A 13,059-nucleotide genomic window follows, 5' to 3' on the forward strand; every position below is an offset into this window, starting at 1 on the left:
GCCGGCCGGCCGATTACACCTTGCTGCCGCAGAGCGTCACAAAGACGGCAGCACGGCCTGCCAGAACAGGTGTGCCACAGAGTCGTTGACGAAGTTGCTGTGTGCCCCGGACAGTCGATCCCCACCCGTGATGACGGCGTCGGCGTCGGCGTTGTAGATCCCGCCGCGGACGAACCCGTACTGGTGGCGGACATCCTCGTCGATTCGCAGGTCCTCCGCCGACCCGGTGCCCTGGATGCCGTAGCTGCCGATCCCGCCCCACTCGGGCAGGTCTCCGGGACCCAGCGTGTGATCGCGACCGATGCGTGCGCCCAGCGGGTACCAGGTGCCGACCGCCTTGTCGTGGGACGAGCGGGTGGTCGCCACGGCACCCCGGACCGCGGGCGGCTGCGCCCGAACCGCCCGATAGAACCCGGGACCGAAAGGGGCGTAGGGGATCTGGTCGGCGAAGGACCACAGCGACATCGCGCCCTGCACCAGGAACAGGGTGTCGACGGGCCGAGGTAGCGGATCGGTCCGCACGCCACCGGACACCGGGCCGGCCACCGCGGCGGTCATGACGATGCAGCCGAAGCTGTGGCCCATCAGATGAAGCCGGGCCGACGGTGCTGCGATCTGCAGATCGCGTAGCACCCGGTGGACGTCGCGCTCGCCGACCACGCGGGCCCGCTTCTTCATCGTCCAGAACGACAGCTGACGCACCGGGGCCAGGATGATGTCCCTGGCCGAGGCGAGCAGGCCGTCGCCCAGGACGCCCGGGTTGCCGGTGGCAGGGCCTGCGGTGCGCAACTCGGCGATCCACTGCTGCGCGGTGTCCTGCGGGGAGAACTCGGGCAGGTCGGCGCCGGGCGCGGCCTCCGGGCTCCCGTCGGACAGATCGCCGGCTGCGAACAGCCGGCGGTAGTCCGCCTCGAGTTCCGCAGGCATCTGGCCACTTTGAATCTGCAGCGCGGTGATCTCGTCGTCGGCGACCGCGGTGATGCGCTCCAATGCCGCGAGGGCCTCAGGTGAGGTCGCGATCCGGTCGGCATAGCGCTCGACGAGGCCGGAGGTGTCCATCGCGGCTTCCTCAGCCAGCGCGTCGTCGTCGGCGCCGAGGGTCGCCCTGGCGGGTCCCTCGTCGCCCCAGGGCAGGCTGGGCCAGTGCACCCCGACGATCAACGGGGTGAACCCGGGCACCTTGGTGGCGACCAGGGCCCGGTCGGCGTCCTGCTGTGCCACCGTCGGAAACCATCTGCCGTACTGCTCCAGCGCGGCAGTGACGTCCCCTTTCCAGCCGTGGCTGGCGATGAAGATGTCGGTCACGCCGGTGCGCACCGCCTCGACGATCGCGGTGCTGAGCAGCGTGCCGTCGTGCTCTGCCTGCTCCACCCCGTCTCTGCCGATCTCGAGCAGGTAGTAGTGCGGGTCGACGGAATCGATGAACGGCATGACCGGTCCTGTCAGGTCTGGGCCGCGGCGACGGGCGGCGTGATCTGGGTGGTGACATCGCAGTGCGACGAGTACAGCAGTCCGAGCGGATTGTTGTTGTGCTGCAGGAACTCCAAGCGCACGTCGCGCAGCGCCCGGCCGACCTCGGCCCCGTCGAGCAGCCGGTCGAGGAAGTTCTCCGCCCAGCGGATCGCGAACAGCACCGGCGTCGAGCACTCGGTGCCGATCACGCCGCGCGCTCCCTTCGACAGGAAGTACGGCACGAAGCCGTCGTAGAAGCGGGGCGAGAGATCGGCCGACTCGCACGCATTGAGCACGATCAGGGGCCGACCGGCGAGGGGAATGTCGTCGGGTGCGTCGTTGGTGAGGTCCGCGAGTGTGGCGAAGGTCGAGCGGTCGATCTGTGAGCCCATGATGATGGCCGATTGCTGCGGGTCGGCGTCATTGGTCTTCGCGTGGCAGTAGAAGTACGTCACCTTGTCGCGCGTGGAGTCCGCGGCCAGCGCGCTGACGACCTCGGCGCGATCAGACCGGGTGATCACCGAGACGCACCGCCGCGACACCGCGAGATCGGCGCATCGCTTCCGATGTTCGGCCACCTGATCGACCGCCGCCTCGCTGACGACGGGATTGATGTTCAGTCCCAGCGTCAGGTCGGGCAGGCTGTCGATCTCCGGATCGTCGTCGGCGGGCATCCGCTGAAAAGGCAAGAGCTCCACGATGTGTCGCATGCCGAGGAACCTGTCCCAAGTCAGCGCGTCGTCGTCGTCGATGTCGCCGAGGTAGAGCATCGACCAGGGGACGGGTACCTGACGGGCCACGATCTGCACCGTCAGCATCACATCGGGCTCTGCGACGTGGCGGGCCAACCAGTCGCCGATCGATCGGAGGTCGTCACCGCCCCCGGCGGGCCGGAACAGCTGGCGGTAGAGCAGCCGCCCGGCCCGGGCCAAGCGCTTCAGGGCCTGCCGCTGCACCTCCGCGGGGATGTCGATGTGCTCCAAGAACACCTGGCTGCCGCCGTACACGTCCGTGACGACGGCCGCCAGTTCGGCCCGGGCGTGGCCGGCCGCCGCGGCGAGTGCGTCGACGGTCAGCGGCATCGGCGCATCGAACGTGAACGGCCCGATGGCACTGCACAGGAATGTGTCGCCGGCCGGGCGGATCACCAGGCCGATGTCACGCGACTTGAGCACCGTCGCCGACGAGGCAGGGCGTCCCTCGGTCGTCGCCGTGAATTCACCCGGAGTCCCTACGGGACAGTGCAATTGCAGCTGCGTGAGGAAGTTGCCATCGCAACTGACCGTTGCGGTGAGCGTGGCGGCGCCCGCTCGACGGGGCGACACGTCGAAGCGTGCCTTGCCACGCGAGGGACCCGCCTTGGGCAGCTGCAGCGGACGCTGGGCCTGCCCCAGGATCTCGAAGTCCTCCGATGCCACCTGGACGGTGAGCTCGCGGAACGGCTCGTCGGTATCGGCGAACACCGCGACCAATGGGCCGTTGCCGCTCAACGGCTTACGCTCGGTGTCGACGTCGATCGCCACCGAATACGGCACGCCCACCTCGAGCGGCTGGCTCAGATCGTGGTCCTCGATCTCGGCGTTGACGAACCGCTCGCTCGGCGGTGGCGCAGCTGTCGGCGGTGCCGGTAGCGGATCTGCCGCCACGGGTTCCGGAAGGCTCGGTGCGTCGAACCCTTCGCCGATGAGGTCCTGCAATTCCGCATCGATCGTCAGGTCGATCGGGGGGTCGGCGAACACGACGGTCGTGGGAACGCCGATCTGCCGCCCCAGCACGATGGGATCCACCGGCGGCGGCTGCAGCGCCAACCGTTGCAGGGTGTCGAGCTGCCGCGCGACCGATTCCGGGAGAGCAGCACCGGACGGGTACCGCGCCGTCAGCTCGCGAACCTTCTCGCTCGTCGGCACCGCCCCCACCGCGGCGATGATGTCGATGAGCGCGCGCAGCCGGGCCGCCTCCGTGGCACCCAGCGGTCCGGACGGCATCCGTGCGAGCAAGTCATCGACGAGCCGGCGTGCTTCGTCGGCCGGCAGCCCGCTCAGCGCTTCGATGTCGGCGGCGCGGACGTGCTCTGGCCAGCCGGCGAGGATGCGCTGCGCTGCTGATGTCGCTTCGGTGCCCACCGAGACCCCCTGTTCGACGGTGCGCATACGGGAGTCATCGTGCAGACCGCTGACGTGCACGTCAAGAGGGGTGCGGCATGCCTACGTCGCCGAGTGTGAAAGGGAATCCGGCCGAGGCGGCGTGTCGCGGATGACATCGCACACCCGCGCACACGCCCGCCGGGTTGCTAGCGCTGGTGCGACCGGCCCCCGGCACTCGCGGGACGGCGCGAGCGCCGGCGTCCGGAGCCCGGCGAGCGCCGCGGCGCAGCCTGGGTCGCCGGACGGGAGGTCGCGACCACACGCTCGACCGGGGCCCGGTACGGCGCGACCTCACCGGCCACCTTCTGCACCGCCTCGGAGTCGGCCGTCACCTGCTGAGGCGAGACCTGGATACCCGCCCGACGCAGCAAAGCCTGTGTCTCCCTGCGCTGTTCGGGCAACACCACCGTCACCACGTCACCGGCGCTGCCGGCACGCGCGGTCCGGCCGGACCGATGCAGGTACGCCTTGTGCTCGGCGGGCGGATCGATGTGCACCACCAGTTCGATGTCGTCGACGTGCACGCCGCGGGCGGCGATGTCGGTGGCGACCAGCACGCGGACCTCACCGGAGCTGAACGCGGCGAGGTTGCGATCGCGTGCCGGCTGAGACAGGTTGCCGTGCAGGTCGACCGACGGGATGCCGGCCTCGGTGAGCTGCTTGGCCATCTTGCGGGCGTGATGCTTGGTGCGCATGAACAGGATTCGACGCCCGGTGCCCGACGCCAGCCGGTGCACCAGGTCCTTCTTGTCCTGCGGACCGGAGACATGGAAGACGTGGTGCGTCATCGCCGGCACGTGCGACTCCGGGCTGTCGACCGAGTGCAACACCTCGTTGCGCAGGAAGCGCTTCACCAGTTTGTCGACGCCGTTGTCCAGCGTCGCGGAGAACAGCAGCCGCTGACCGTCGGCCGGGGTGGCGGCGAGGATGCGGGTGACGCCGGGCAGGAAGCCCAGATCGGCCATGTGGTCGGCCTCGTCGATGACCGTGACGGCCACCTGGTCGAGGCTCACCAGCTTCTGCTTCATGAGGTCTTCGAGCCGGCCCGGGCAGGCCACGACGATGTCGACACCGGCCTTGAGCGCCTGCACCTGGCGGTGCTGCGAGACGCCGCCGAAGATCGTGGTGACCGTGAGGTCGTTCACAGCTGCCAGCGGCGCGAGGGTGGCCGAGATCTGGGTGGCCAGTTCGCGCGTCGGCGCGAGGACCAGGCCCGTCGGATGCGACGGGCGGCGCTTGCCGCCGGCGAGACGGCTCACCAGGGGCAACGAGAAGGCGAGGGTCTTACCGCTGCCGGTCTTGCCGCGGCCGAGCACGTCACGGCCGGCCAGGGTGTCGGGCAGCGTCTCCTGCTGGATGGGGAACGGGGCGGTGATCCCGCGCGCGGTGAGCGCGTCGATGAGGGATCGGGACACGCCGAGATCGGCGAAGGTCTTGTCGCTGGTCAACTTTCGAGTGCCTTTCAGGCATTGGTGTGCCGAGCCGGCGCAGTATCGGGCGCGGTCCTCAACACAGGGTGGCGAGAGTGCCGGTGGGCACAATCGATCGCCGTGACACGAGCTGTGTGGGTCCACGGGCCATCAGGCGGGGCGGCCTGGCAACGGTGCCGGCGCCACTGTCGATGACGAGCGTTTCACGACGCATCGGCCTGGTGAGAACCGGCCGACGTGTCACCACCCTACCGCACGCGACAGGATGGCCACAGAAAGGGGACGGACCGCGCGAGCTGACCGGTCAGCCCTGCGCTCCCAGCGCCAGTAGCGACACCAGGTCGTAGGCCACGTGCGCGGCCGCCACCCCGGTCATCTCGGCGTGGTCATAGGCGGGAGCCACCTCGACCACGTCGGCACCCACCAGGTTCAGCCCGCGGAAGCCGCGCAGGATCTCCAGCAGCTCGCGGCTGGTGATGCCGCCGGCTTCCGGCGTGCCGGTGCCCGGCGCGTGCGCGGGGTCGAGAACGTCGATGTCGATGGACACGTAGACCGGGCGGGTGCCCACCCGGGTGCGCAGTCGGTCGATGACCTCCCGCACCCCCTGGTAGTACACGTCGGCCGACGTGAGGATCCCGAAGCCGAACCGGCGGTCGTCGTCGAGGTCCTTCTTCCCGTACAACGGGCCGCGGGTGCCGACGTGGCAGAGCGCCTCGGTGTCGAGGATGCCCTCCTCGACGGCGCGGCGGAACGGGGTGCCGTGGGTGTAGGCAGCCCCGAAGTAGGTGTCCCAGGTGTCGAGGTGGGCGTCGAAGTGCACGAGCGCGACGGGCCCGTGCTTGGCTGCGGCGGCGCGTAGCAGCGGCAGCGCGATCGTGTGATCGCCGCCGATCGTGACCAATCTCGTGGCGTCGGCCGTCAGCTGGGCGGCCGCCCCCTCGATCGTCTCGATCGCCTCGTCGATGTTGAACGGGTTCACCGAAATGTCTCCGGCGTCGGCGACCTGCACCAGCTCGAACGGGGACACGTCCATCGCCGGGTGGTAGGGCCGCAGCAGGCGCGACGCCTCACGAACGTATGTGGGGCCGAAACGGGCGCCGGGGCGATAGGACACCCCGGAGTCGAACGGCACTCCGGCGACGACGATGTCGGCGCACGTCACCTGATCCAGCCGCGGCACTTTCGCGAACGTCGCCGGTCCGGCATAGCGGGGGGTGACGGACGCGTCGACGGGTCCGACGGGCATAGCTCAATCCTCCGAGACGATAGGGGTGTTGGCGGCGGGCCCGGCGGGCACCAGCCGGGGGCCTTCGGGACCGAACACGTCGGCGGGTTCCGGGAACAGCCGCAGCGCAAGCGGATACAACACCGCGGCCAGCCCCAGGCCGACGGGGATGCTCAGATCGACTCCGGCGGCGAGATCGCCCAGCGGTCCGACGAATTGGCCGGGTGAATTGACGAAACAGATCGACAGCGCCGCTGCGACCAGCCAGGCCCCGAGCCCTCGCCAGTTCCAGCCGTGGCGAAACCAGTAGCGACCGCCGCGCTGGCGCCGGTTGAACACCTGCAACGCATCCGAGTCGTACCACCCGCGCCGGGTGAACCAGCCCAACATCATCACCACCATCCATGGCGCCGTACACGTGACGATCAGCACCGCGAACGTCGAGATGCTCTGCACCACGTTGAACGCGAAGCGTCCGACGAAGATGAACACGATCGCCAGCGTGCCGATGAACACGGTGGCCTGTACCCGGCTGAAGCGCGGGAACACACTCGAGAAGTCCAGCCCCGTGCCGTAGAGCGCGGTGGTGCCGGTCGACATGCCGCCGATCAACGCGATCAGACACACGGGGACGAAGTACCACCCCGGGGAGACCGTCAACAGGCCGCCGACATAGTCACCGCCGTCGATGAATTCCGGTGCGGTGGTGGCGACGACGGTCGCGGTGACGAGTCCGAAGAGGAACGGCACCAGGGTGGCGAGTTGCGCACCGAACGCGGCGAGCATCGGCTGCCACGAGGGGGTGTCGCGGGGGATGTAGCGGGCCCAGTCGCCGAGGAAGGCCCCGAAGCTCACCGGGTTCGACATCACGATCAACGCCGCGCCGACGAACGACGGCCAGTACAGCGGATCGCCCGCGGACACCGTGCCGGCGTAGCCCGGATCGAACGTTCCGCCGAAGGCGAAGATGCCCGCCAGGAACAGCACGGTGGCGGCGATGACGGCGATCTTATTGACCAGCAGCATGAATCGGAAGCCATAGATGCACACGACCAGCACCAGGAGGGCGAACACGCCGTAGGCGACAGCGACGGCGAGGTCGTTGTCCGGCAGTCCGATCGCGCGGTGGGCGCCACCGACGAGAACGTCTCCCGACGTCCACACCGAGATCGAGAAGAACGCCACCGCTGTCAACAGCGACAGGAAGGAGCCGACGACGCGGCCGTGCACGCCCAGGTGCGCCGACGAGGACACCGCGTTGTTGGTGCCGTTGCGCGGGCCGAACAGCGACATCGGCGCGAGGATCGCCGCGCCCAGCAGCAGACCCGCCAATGTCGCGAGCAGGGCGTCGCGGAACGACAACCCGAAGATGATCGGGAAGGTGCCCAGCACCACGGTGGCGATCGTGTTGGCGCCGCCGAAGACGAGCCGGAACAAGTCGAGGGGACCGGCGGTGCGCTCGTCGTCGGGGATGGGCTCGACGCCGTGGACCTCGACTTCCGTGGCTTTCGGTGGGGCGGCGCGGTTAGTGGCGGGGGTCGAGGTCATGTCTGGCTCCTCATGGTGTGGTGAGGGCCACGCTAAGGCCACCCGTTCAGCGGCGCAATCGCATCGCTCGTCTATAATCGACCGCCTGTCATGATATGCCGGCAGACAGTGTAAAAAACGTCATAGCTGGCAGAATCACCTGCTATTGGCGCACGGTGTGCTCAGGCAGTGAGGCGGAAAAATCGTGGACGATGTGGACGGCGCGATCGTCAGCTTGCTCGAACAGGACGGCCGGCTGACACATCTCGACATCGCCGCGGCGGTCGGGCTGTCCCGCTCCGCAGCGGCGACCAGAGTGCACCGGCTACTCAGCACGGGGCAGGTCGTGATCCGCGGCGTGGTACATCCCTCGGTACTCGGTCGCGGTGCACTCGCGCATCTCGGCATCGTCGTGTCGGGCCGGGCCGCGCCGATCGCTCGTGCGCTCGCCGAGCGCACCGATGTCGCGTTCCTGTCGTTGACCAGCGGGGCTCACGGGATCGTCGCCGAGCTGCGGGCGGGTTCGATGAGCGACATCGATCGAGCCATCGGGGAGGTGCGGGCCGTCGCCGGGGTCGTGAGCGTGGACACGCTCTCGTACGTCGACGTGGTGCGCGATGTGATCGGACCTGTCGGCGAAGTCGGTGTCACCGTCGACGACGTGGACCGCCTGCTGCTGCGCGCGTTGCAGGAGGATGGCCGCGCCTCCTACGTCGATCTCGCTGCTGCCGTGGGTCTTTCGCCCGCAGGCGCGAGGCGGCGCATGGTGCGGTTGGTGGAGAACAACGTCGTGCGCGTCGGTGCGGTGGTGCGGCACTCAGGGCAGGACCGCCAAAGCGCGCTGGGGCTGGGGATCCGGCTGGCCGGCGCGCCTGATTCCGTGGTCACCGCACTGCGCGCGATGCCCGCGGCGATCTTCGTCGCACGGGTGCTGGGGCGGTGCGACGTGCTCGCCACGGTGCGGGCGTTCTCGGCGGCCCAATTGGTGGATGTCGTCGACGAGGTCAGGAATCTGGCCGGCGTCGCTGCCGTGGAGAGTTGGGTGCACCTCGACGTGGTCAAGGAGAACTACGCGTCGGGATTCCCGGAGTGAGTGCGGAGTCGGCCCATCCTCAGCGACACTGTCGGTGGTTGGTGAGGTGGGCTCGGTATCCGCCGACACTGTCGCTCGGGGTGGGCCGGCGAGAAGGTTGCGTCAGCGCAGCGTCGCCAGCACGTCGTCGACCTCGTCCTGCGTCGTGGCCCAGGAACACACCAGGCGCCACACCGGCTCCCCGAGATCGGGCTGGTGCACCTGATAGTGCGCCGAGAGCCGTTCTGCCGCAGCGGGCGTCAGCCGGACGAACACTTCGTTCGCCTCCACGGGCGAGGCCAGGCTGAGGCCGAGACCCTCGAGCCCGGCGGCGAGTGCGCCGGCCATCGTGTTCGCGTGCGCCGCGGAGCGAAGCCACAGATCGTCGGAGAGCAGCGCCAGGAACTGCGCCGCAACGTAGCGGTGCTTGCTGGCCAGATGGCCGATCTGCTTCTGCACGAAGCTGATTCCCGGGAAGTGCTCGGGCCGGCGTACCAGGATCGCATCGCCGAACAGCAAGCCGTTCTTGGTGCCGCCGACGGTCACGATGTCCGCGTCGCCGACCGCGTCGATCGGCGAGACCTGCTGGCTCGCAATGGCGTTGGCGACTCGGGCGCCGTCGACGTGGACGAGCAGCCCGAGGTCGTGCGCGTGGTCGACGAACCCTTTGATGGCCGGCGCCGACCACACCCGGCCGTTCTCGGTCGACTGTGTGATGGTCACGATGCGCGGCTGCGAATGGTGCACCGGGCCCCGGCGGGTCACCCGGCGATCCAGCTCATCGGTCGCGACGATGCCATCGGTGCTCGGCAACCGCGTCAACTGCGCACCGGAGAGCCGCACCGGTCCGCCGGCCTCGTCGAGCAGCACGTGCGCGACGTCGCTGCACAGGATCTCGTGCCACGGCTGCACCGCCGCACTCAGCGCGATGATGTTCGCGGCCGTGCCGGTGAACGCGTACAACACCTCGGCGCCGGGGGAGTCGAAGGTCTCCCGCAGCGCAGCGGCGCCCTGCGCGGTCACGTCGTCGTCGCCGTAGGACGGTGCCGGCCCGGTGTTGGCGCGAACCAGCGCGTCGAGGACCGTCGGGTGCGCGGGTGCGGCGTTGTCGGACGCGAAGGCAGCAGAGATCGGCACGCTCGCCATTGTGCCCCCGGGTCAGCGGGTGGCGAGCCAGGCGAAGAACTCCTCGGCGCAGAACACCGGCTTGCCGTACTCGGCCGCCTTGCGCGCCTTGCCCGACTGCGTGCCCACCTCCGCCGTCACGAGCACGTCGCACCGGGTCTTCGACACCGTCTTGACCGGGACCAGACCGGCGTCGGCGGCCAGCGCCTCCATCTGCGGGCGCTCGACGATGCGCCCCGTCGGATCCTGCGCGGTGCCGGTGAAACAGATGCGCGTTCCCGCGGCGAGCACGGCGCCGATGGCGGGTTCGTCGGCCTCGGTGGCGATGTCCGAGGTCAGGTCGACGCCCAGCAACTCGGAGGCCGACCGCAGCCGTGCCCGCACGTCATCGGGCACGCGCATCCCGGCGATGGCGCGGCGCAACTGGTCGGCGATCGTCTGGCGGGCCGCTGGTTCCCACGTGGCGTCCCACGTCGATTCGGCACCCGACGCAGGCCGCGCACCCAGCAGCACCGCCCCGACGTCGCGGCTGATCCGCAGCAGTGCCGACAACCCCGGCAGATGCTCGGCAGCCGGCGTCGGCACCGACGCATCCCGACTGACCAGCAGCCCGGCCGACTCGACCGCATCGGGCTCGTCGAACGCCGTCGTCCCGTCCGAGTTCGCGGTGTCCCGGTGGGCCTGGATCGCCGCTTGCGCCCGCTGCAGCGCGGAGCGTCCCGTGACGCGCGTCCCCCGGAGATCGACACCCAACGGCATCGCGGTGACGAAGCCGAGGCGCTTGAGCTCGAAGTCGATCAGCCCGAGTTGCTCGTCGACCCCGGGGCCGACCGGGGTGAATCCGGCGAGCATCGGCGCGATCACCGCCCACGCCTGCCGCAGCGTCGGAGCCAGCAGCACGTCCGCCACCGTGATGCCGTAGGCGGCCCGCGCGTCGGCCAGATCGCGCTGCGGGTTGATCAGCGTGGTCACCGCGGTACCGTCGTCGAACGCCACCGCCAGCTCCACCGGCCGCGGCCGCGACATCCGGCCCTCGTCCCCGACCGTCAGCATCCCGAACGCACAGAACCGGCGCGCTGCCGTGCCGTCGCCGCCACCGCGAAGGAACCGGGCGATCCGCCGATCGGTCTTCAGATCCTTCGGCAGCACAGGCCTTTTCAGGACCAGTCCGGCCAGCGAGGTGCACCGGCTCAGCGCCACGTACAACTGCCCGGTGGAGAACATGCCGCCCGTCAGGTCGACGACCACGCGGTCGAGCGTCTGCCCCTGGCTCTTGTGGATCGTGATCGCCCACGCCAGCTTGAACGGCAGCTGCGTGTAGGAGCCGATCACCTCGCGGCTCAGCGACCCGCCGTCGAGCACCGGCCTGGTGGCCTCCCAGCTGAACGGTGCCACGTCGGCGCAGGAGCCGTCCGGGAACTCGACCTCGACGACGGCGCCGTAGCGGTCGTAGCCGACTCCGACCACGCGGCCGATGCTGCCGTTGACCCAGCGATCGGACTGGTCGTTGTTGAGCATCATGATCTGGGCGCCGACCTTGAACCGCAGCGTCTCCTCGACCGGGGGGTCGAACAGGCTCAGATCGCCGGATGTGCGCGCCTGATGGACGAATTCGTCCCCGGAGAGCCTCTCGAGCTGTTGCCGGTTGCGCGCCGTCACCAGACGGTTGGTGGGGGCCAGGGTCAGCCAGAACTCGTCATCGGGCGGCACGAAGTCCTTGTCGGCGCGCGCGTTGAGCTGCTCCTGAGCGTGGCCGAGGAGAACACCCTCGCGAATCTCGTTGAGAATAGCGGTCATTCGATCATCGCCGAGCTGACGGAACACCGTGGTCAGCGAGACTGTCGGGAAGTCCTCCCGGCGGAACGAGCGAGCCGAGAAGAAGTAGGGCGTCTCGTAGGTGGTTTCGAAGAAGCCGGTCTCGTGCTCGCTGACCACCGGCGGCAGCTGATACAGATCGCCGACGAGCACGATCTGCACGCCGCCGAACGGGGTGCCCGGCGCGGGACCGAACCGCGACAGCGCCGCGGCGATCATGTCGAAGACGTCGGCGCGCACCATCGACGCCTCGTCGATGATCAGCGTCTGCAGCGACGCCAGCGTCTTGGTGAAGCGGCCGGGCCGGTAGTCGCCGCCGCGCACGTCGGCCAGCGTCGTCGTGGCCCGGAACCCGAACAGCCGGTGAATGGTGTAACCGTCGACGTTCAGCGCCGCGATGCCCGTCGGCGCCACCACCACGACGCTGCGATCCGTGTCGGCCAGGAAGCGGCGGATCAGCGTCGACTTGCCGGTACCGGCCTTGCCGGTGAGGAACACGTGCCCGCCGCCGGCGAGCCGGTCGAGCGCGTGGCGGAACTCGTCGGTCAGGACGATCACGGCTTGGACCGCCAGGCCCGCCAGCCGCGGTGCGCGGCATATGCCCCGGCGCCCGCGGTCACACACCACACAGCGATCGCGGCGATGAGCAGCGGCGCCGAGAACGAGCCGAGGGTCGAGCCCAGCGCCGTGTACGCGAACGCCTTCGGCGCCGAGCCGATCAGCGCGCCGGCCGCCATCTGCCACACGGGCACACCGAACGCGCCGAACGTGTAGGACGCCAGCGCATCGTTGATGCCCGGCACGAACCGCTGCCCGACCACCGCCCACAGCCCGCCGCGCCGGATCAGCGCGTCCACCCGTGCCGAACGCTCCGGCCCCAGCAGGGCGTGGGCGCTGTTCCGCCCGGCGCGCCGCCCCGCCACGGACGTCAACACCGCCGAGCCGACGGTGGCACCCAACGTGACGAACGTGCCCAGCACCGGGCCGAACAGGAACCCGCTGCCGCCGGCCAACAGCGGGCCCGGCACCAGCACCGCGCCCAGAACCGAGGACACCGCCACGTACACCAGCGGCGCCAGCGGGCCGGCCGATTCCACCACCGCGCGCACCGTGGCCACGTCGATGACCTGCCGGATCGCGGTCAGGTAGAACAACGCGCCCAGGACAGCGACGAACAGCGCGAGCCGCAGGACATGGCGGCGTCGCGACGTGTCCGGAGTGCCCTCGGTGTCAACCATGCCGAACGCCATCCTGCCGTAGCCGGTTAAG

Annotated in this window: 9 protein-coding genes; 1 reads left to right on the plus strand and 8 read right to left on the minus strand. The window is 69.7% G+C overall.

Annotated features, from left to right (window positions below):
- Positions 1 to 36: 36 nt before the first annotated feature.
- The 5 genes from MHN84_RS13370 to MHN84_RS13390 form a co-directional block, all read right to left on the minus strand.
- Complete coding sequence (locus MHN84_RS13370; RefSeq protein ID WP_241205040.1) at positions 37 to 1,431, minus strand: hypothetical protein; 1,395 nt, start codon at positions 1,429 to 1,431, stop codon at positions 37 to 39.
- An 11-nt stretch (positions 1,432 to 1,442) separates the two neighbouring features.
- On the minus strand, positions 1,443 to 3,602 hold the full coding sequence (locus MHN84_RS13375) for a CHAT domain-containing protein (RefSeq protein ID WP_241205041.1): 2,160 nt from the start codon (positions 3,600 to 3,602) through the stop codon (positions 1,443 to 1,445).
- A gap of 140 nt (positions 3,603 to 3,742) precedes the next feature.
- A complete protein-coding gene (locus tag MHN84_RS13380) occupies positions 3,743 to 5,044 on the minus strand; it encodes a DEAD/DEAH box helicase (protein WP_241205042.1) in 1,302 nt (433 codons plus the stop codon).
- Between the two features lie 286 nt (positions 5,045 to 5,330).
- Positions 5,331 to 6,272: an agmatinase gene (gene speB / locus MHN84_RS13385; RefSeq protein ID WP_241205043.1), complete on the minus strand. Its 942-nt coding sequence runs from the start codon at positions 6,270 to 6,272 to the stop codon at positions 5,331 to 5,333.
- Positions 6,273 to 6,275: 3 nt separating this feature from the next.
- Entirely contained in the window at positions 6,276 to 7,799 is a 1,524-nt protein-coding gene (locus tag MHN84_RS13390) for a cytosine permease (RefSeq protein WP_241205044.1), read from the minus strand.
- A gap of 184 nt (positions 7,800 to 7,983) precedes the next feature.
- Between MHN84_RS13390 and MHN84_RS29870 the strand changes: the two genes are divergently transcribed.
- The gene (locus MHN84_RS29870; protein ID WP_241205045.1) at positions 7,984 to 8,871 is read left to right on the plus strand and encodes an Lrp/AsnC family transcriptional regulator; all 888 of its coding nucleotides are present in this window, start codon (positions 7,984 to 7,986) and stop codon (positions 8,869 to 8,871) included.
- 102 nt (positions 8,872 to 8,973) lie between these two features.
- On the opposite strand, the gene MHN84_RS13400 is transcribed toward MHN84_RS29870, so the two are convergent.
- From MHN84_RS13400 to MHN84_RS13410, 3 genes are read right to left on the minus strand one after another with little or no spacing between them, the layout of a single operon-like run.
- Complete coding sequence (locus MHN84_RS13400) at positions 8,974 to 9,996, minus strand: low specificity L-threonine aldolase (RefSeq protein WP_241205046.1); 1,023 nt, start codon at positions 9,994 to 9,996, stop codon at positions 8,974 to 8,976.
- Positions 9,997 to 10,008: 12 nt separating this feature from the next.
- Positions 10,009 to 12,345 (minus strand): AAA family ATPase, encoded by a 2,337-nt coding sequence (locus MHN84_RS13405; RefSeq protein WP_241205159.1) that lies wholly within the window; start codon positions 12,343 to 12,345, stop codon positions 10,009 to 10,011.
- Positions 12,345 to 13,028 (minus strand): TVP38/TMEM64 family protein, encoded by a 684-nt coding sequence (locus MHN84_RS13410; RefSeq protein ID WP_241205047.1) that lies wholly within the window; start codon positions 13,026 to 13,028, stop codon positions 12,345 to 12,347. Before MHN84_RS13410 ends, MHN84_RS13405 begins: the two co-directional genes overlap by 1 nt.
- Positions 13,029 to 13,059 lie beyond the last annotated feature (31 nt).

This window comes from Mycobacterium sp. PSTR-4-N, assembly GCF_022348085.1.
Classification (GTDB): domain Bacteria; phylum Actinomycetota; class Actinomycetes; order Mycobacteriales; family Mycobacteriaceae; genus Mycobacterium.

Bases quoted from the DNA above. Each gene is read 5' to 3' on its own strand.
- MHN84_RS13370 (WP_241205040.1), bottom strand. From the start codon at position 1,431: ATGCCGTTCATCGATTCCGTCGACCCGCACTACTACCTGCTCGAGATC.
- MHN84_RS13400 (WP_241205046.1), bottom strand. From the start codon at position 9,996: ATGGCGAGCGTGCCGATCTCTGCTGCCTTCGCGTCCGACAACGCCGCA.
- speB (WP_241205043.1), bottom strand. From the start codon at position 6,272: ATGCCCGTCGGACCCGTCGACGCGTCCGTCACCCCCCGCTATGCCGGA.
- MHN84_RS13390 (WP_241205044.1), bottom strand. From the start codon at position 7,799: ATGACCTCGACCCCCGCCACTAACCGCGCCGCCCCACCGAAAGCCACG.
- MHN84_RS13410 (WP_241205047.1), bottom strand. From the start codon at position 13,028: ATGGTTGACACCGAGGGCACTCCGGACACGTCGCGACGCCGCCATGTC.
- MHN84_RS13375 (WP_241205041.1), bottom strand. From the start codon at position 3,602: ATGCGCACCGTCGAACAGGGGGTCTCGGTGGGCACCGAAGCGACATCA.